Here is a 4,466-nt window from a genome sequence, read left to right as displayed (position 1 = left end):
ATCTCAATATTTGGACTCATCAGTCCGATTTGACCTAGAGCCGAATATTTAAATTATAAAAAATGTAAGATATTAGCAAAAAAATATTGAAAACGCTTTATATTATAGGTATAATTAAATTGTTAAAAAAGAACTGCGTGTTACTATTCGATTAGGCATGAGCAGATAAGCTATCATTATTTTTGTCATAAATGATGAGCTTATTTGGTCATGCTTTTTTAATGCGTAAAAAGATACATTGAAAGGATTGAATCAAAATGTTTAAAAAGCTATTTGGACAATTGCAACGAATTGGTAAAGCATTAATGTTACCTGTGGCAATCTTGCCTGCAGCTGGATTATTACTTGCAATTGGAACAGCTTTTCAAGGTGAAGCATTACAGCAATATCTTCCATTTATTAAAAATGGAGTAATTCAAAATATTGCTAACATGATGACAGGTGCTGGTGGTATTATTTTTGACAACTTACCTATCATTTTTGCACTCGGTGTAGCAATAGGACTAGCAGGTGGCGATGGTGTAGCAGCCATTGCAGCTTTTGTCGGATTTATTATTATGAATAAAACAATGGGAGCATTTTTAAATGTTACGCCAGCACAATTGGAAGACCCATCTAAAGGATTCGCAAATGTTTTAGGCATACCTACACTTCAAACTGGAGTGTTTGGTGGGATTATTATAGGGGCTCTAGCAGCTTGGTGTTATAACAAGTTTTATAATATTTCCTTACCATCGTATTTAGGATTCTTTGCGGGTAAACGTTTTGTGCCGATTATGATGGCAACGACATCGTTTATTTTAGCTTTCCCAATGGCTTGGATTTGGCCATTCATTCAAAATGGATTAAATGCATTTAGTACAGGTTTATTAGATTCTAATACTGGATTGGCAGTATTCTTATTTGGATTTATTAAACGATTACTTATTCCATTTGGTTTACATCATATTTTCCATGCACCATTTTGGTTTGAATTTGGTTCTTGGAAAAATGCAGCTGGAGAAATTATTCGAGGAGATCAACGTATTTTTATTGAGCAAATACGTGAAGGTGTTCATTTAACTTCAGGTAAATTCATGCAAGGTGAATTTCCTGTTATGATGTTTGGATTACCAGCAGCAGCATTAGCAATTTATCAAACAGCTAAACCTGAGAATAAAAAGGTAGTTGGAGGCTTGATGTTATCAGCAGCTTTAACATCATTCTTAACTGGTATTACTGAACCATTAGAATTTTCATTCTTATTCGTAGCACCATTATTATTCTTTATTCATGCAGTACTTGATGGATTATCATTTTTAACGCTTTATCTACTAAATTTACATCTAGGATATACATTCTCTGGAGGATTCATAGATTTTGTTTTATTAGGTATTCTTCCAAATAAAACACCATGGTGGTTAGTGATTCCGGTAGGATTAGTTTACGCTGTCATTTATTATGTAGTATTTAGATTCTTAATTGTTAAATTCAACTTCAAAACGCCAGGTCGTGAAGATAAACAAGCCTCTGTAGCTAATACATCTGCAAGTAAATTACCATTTGATGTGTTAGATGCAATGGGCGGTAAAGAAAATATCAAGCATTTAGATGCTTGTATTACGCGTTTACGTGTTGAAGTCAATGATAAATCTAAAGTAGACGTTGAAGGACTAAAAGCGCTTGGTGCTTCAGGGGTGCTTGAAGTAGGAAATAATATGCAAGCGATTTTTGGACCTAAATCAGATCAAATTAAACATGATATGGCACGCATTATGAATGGAGACATCACAAAACCTAGTGAAACCACTGTGACTGAAGATACATCAGATGAGCCAGTACAGTTGGAAGAGGTAAAAGAAACTGATATCTATGCACCAGGTACGGGTCATATTATTCCATTATCTGAAGTGCCAGATAAAGTATTCTCAGAAAAAATGATGGGTGACGGTATTGGATTTGTTCCTGAAAAAGGCGAAATTGTAGCACCATTTGATGGTACAGTTAAAACGATTTTCCCAACGAAACATGCCATCGGTTTAGAATCTGATACAGGAATTGAAGTATTAATTCATATTGGTATCGATACAGTGAAATTGAATGGTGAAGGCTTCGAAAGTTTAGTCGATGTCAATGAACCTGTCACACAAGGTCAACCATTAATGAAAATTAATTTAGCATACTTAAAAGAACATGCGCCAAGTGTTGTCACACCAGTGATTATTACAAATCAGGATGATAAAACATTAACATTCGATGATGTTGATTCAGTAGATCCTGGTAAACGCATTATGACAATTAAATAATAAAACAAGCCTGGGACATCATATGTGTCTCAGGCTTGTTTTATGTGTTGGCAGTCGATGACTGAATTGAAAAGGTGTTGTCTCAAGGTTTTCAATTCTAATCCTCTTTGCCATGGCGGGGCGACGAATTCAGAAAGAATGCTGTCCCCCTTATTTTTTATTTAATAAACAACATTATTCAGTTATATCATTCTCAATTAATAATTTGATAGCTTTATGATCTGTAGCATTTCTGAATAAATCATAAGCATGTTCAATATCACTTAATTTACTATAATGTGTCATGAGTTGTTCAGGTTGAATGATTTTAGATTTGAGAGCTTCCAACAATTCTTCAGTGGTATTAGCAGTAACTAAACCCGTGGTAATGTTGATATTTTTAATCCATAATTTTTCGATATCAAATTGAACGGATAAGCCGTGAACACCAACATTAGCAATTGTTCCATCGACATCAATCAACTTTTGACATAAATCAAATGTTGCTGGAATTCCAACTGCTTCATTCACATTACTAGAATTAATTAATTGTATGAGTCGCGCCAAATGTTTTGGCTGCAGCTAAACGATGATCGTCTAAATCGAGCATAATAATTTTAGAAGATGAATAAAATTGTACTGTTGATAATGCAGCTAATCCAACTGGACCTGCACCTACTATCGCAACCGTACTACCTGGTTTAACTTTACCTTTTAAAACACCAATTTCATAACGCGTTGGTAAAATGTCAGAGAGCATAACGAGTGCTTCGTCTGGTAAAGATTCTGGTGCATGGTATAAAGAATTGTCTGCGAAAGGTACTTTAACATATTCTGCTTGTGTACCATCGATGAGGTGACTTAATATCCAACCTCCATCTTTTTCACAATGTGCATAAGTACTTTTTTACAGTAGTAACATTTACCACACGACGAGATATAAGAAACAATGACTTTATCTCCAACTTTGAAATTGTTTACACTTGAACCAACTGATTCAACGATACCAATACCTTCATGGCCAAGTGTTGTGTTTGATGGTACTTCCGATGTATCGACTTTAATAATATGTAGATCAGTACCACAAATCGTTGTTTTGACCATTCTAATAATTACATCTGTACTTTCCGTAATGATTGACTTCTCTTTATCAATCAGTTTTGCAAAGCCTGGCTTTTCATAAACATAAGCTTTCATATGAATTATCCTCCTAAAATATGCGAATATTTTCATAAACACTATACTATGTAAATTTGGTTATGTATTTAATAAAAATAATATATAATAAAATAGACATGTATATAGTACGCTCATTAAATGTTGTATAGTTAAAGTAGATGAAAAATGCATGTAAACGTCGTAGAATATAATTGAATGATGACTTAAAGGAGATTATATTTTATGGAACATGAAGGCTTGTTAGTCGCCGAAAGAGAATTAGAAGTTAACAATTACGATATCGATGCAATGGGGATTGTAAGTAATATCGTCTATATACGCTGGTTTGAAGATTTACGTACAATATTTATTAATGAATATATGACATTTTCAGAAATGATGAAACAACATATATCGCCAATATTAATGAAGACAGAAATAGAGTATAAAGTTCCAATTACGATACACGATAAACCTGTGGGGCGTTGCTGGTTTGTTAAAGGTGGAAGAATGAAATGGGTATTTAAATTCGAAATTACCTCTGGAGATAAAGTGCATTGTATTGGACAGCAAACAGGTGGTTTCTTAGATTTAGAACGTCAAAGAGTAACTAAGATGCCAGAGGTATTTCAAAACTTATTAAAATAAGTGAAAGTATAGGTGAGGATATGGCAAAGCATTTGAGTAATATGGAAGCCTTCCATCAAATTATTAATAATAATCAGTTAGTAGTAGTTCACGTAATGCGGGATCATTGTTCAGTGTGCCATGCAGTATTACCACAAATTGAAGATATTGTAGCATCTTACCCTAATGCAGAACTCGCCGTCATAAATCAATCAAATGTAGAAACCATTGCAGGTGAATTATCTATATTTACTGTACCCGTTGATTTAATCTTTATGAATGGTAAAGAAATGCATCGCCAAGCTCGATTTATAGATATGCAACGCTTCGAACATCAGTTGAAATTAATGTATGATAGTTGCTTTGAAACATAAAGTGAGAGCGGGGCCCCAGCAAAGAGAATTTCATAAAGAAATT

At 33.9% G+C, this 4,466-nt stretch carries 3 protein-coding genes and 1 pseudogene; 3 read left to right on the top strand and 1 reads right to left on the bottom strand.

From position 1 onward, the window contains the following. Positions 1–257 precede the first annotated feature (257 nt). Positions 258–2,285 carry a glucose-specific PTS transporter subunit IIBC gene (gene ptsG, locus HMPREF3134_RS00685; RefSeq protein WP_070440112.1) on the top strand — a complete coding sequence of 676 codons (2,028 nt, stop codon included), beginning with the start codon at positions 258–260 and terminating at the stop codon, positions 2,283–2,285. A 174-nt stretch (positions 2,286–2,459) separates the two neighbouring features. On the opposite strand, the pseudogene HMPREF3134_RS12605 reads toward ptsG, so the two are convergent. Further along, positions 2,460–3,461 (bottom strand): annotated as a pseudogene (locus HMPREF3134_RS12605) (zinc-dependent alcohol dehydrogenase family protein). Between the two features lie 204 nt (positions 3,462–3,665). Between HMPREF3134_RS12605 and HMPREF3134_RS00675 the strand changes: the two are divergent. Then, a complete protein-coding gene (locus HMPREF3134_RS00675; protein WP_070440111.1) occupies positions 3,666–4,070 on the top strand; it encodes an acyl-CoA thioesterase in 405 nt (134 codons plus the stop codon). Positions 4,071–4,090: 20 nt separating this feature from the next. After that, positions 4,091–4,423, top strand: a complete 333-nt coding sequence (locus HMPREF3134_RS00670) for a thioredoxin family protein (RefSeq protein WP_070440109.1) — start codon at positions 4,091–4,093, stop codon at positions 4,421–4,423. Positions 4,424–4,466: the final 43 nt, after the last annotated feature.

The organism is Staphylococcus sp. HMSC14D10, from assembly GCF_001808125.1.
Lineage (GTDB): Bacteria > Bacillota > Bacilli > Staphylococcales > Staphylococcaceae > Staphylococcus > Staphylococcus haemolyticus.
The sequence above is the reverse complement of the archived record's forward strand: the minus strand, read 5'-3'. Positions and strand labels throughout refer to the sequence as shown.

Excerpts from the sequence above, each read along its gene's own strand:
- ptsG (WP_070440112.1), top strand. The coding sequence starts at position 258 with ATGTTTAAAAAGCTATTTGGACAATTGCAACGAATTGGTAAAGCATTA.
- HMPREF3134_RS00675 (WP_070440111.1), top strand. The coding sequence starts at position 3,666 with ATGGAACATGAAGGCTTGTTAGTCGCCGAAAGAGAATTAGAAGTTAAC.
- HMPREF3134_RS00670 (WP_070440109.1), top strand. The coding sequence starts at position 4,091 with ATGGCAAAGCATTTGAGTAATATGGAAGCCTTCCATCAAATTATTAAT.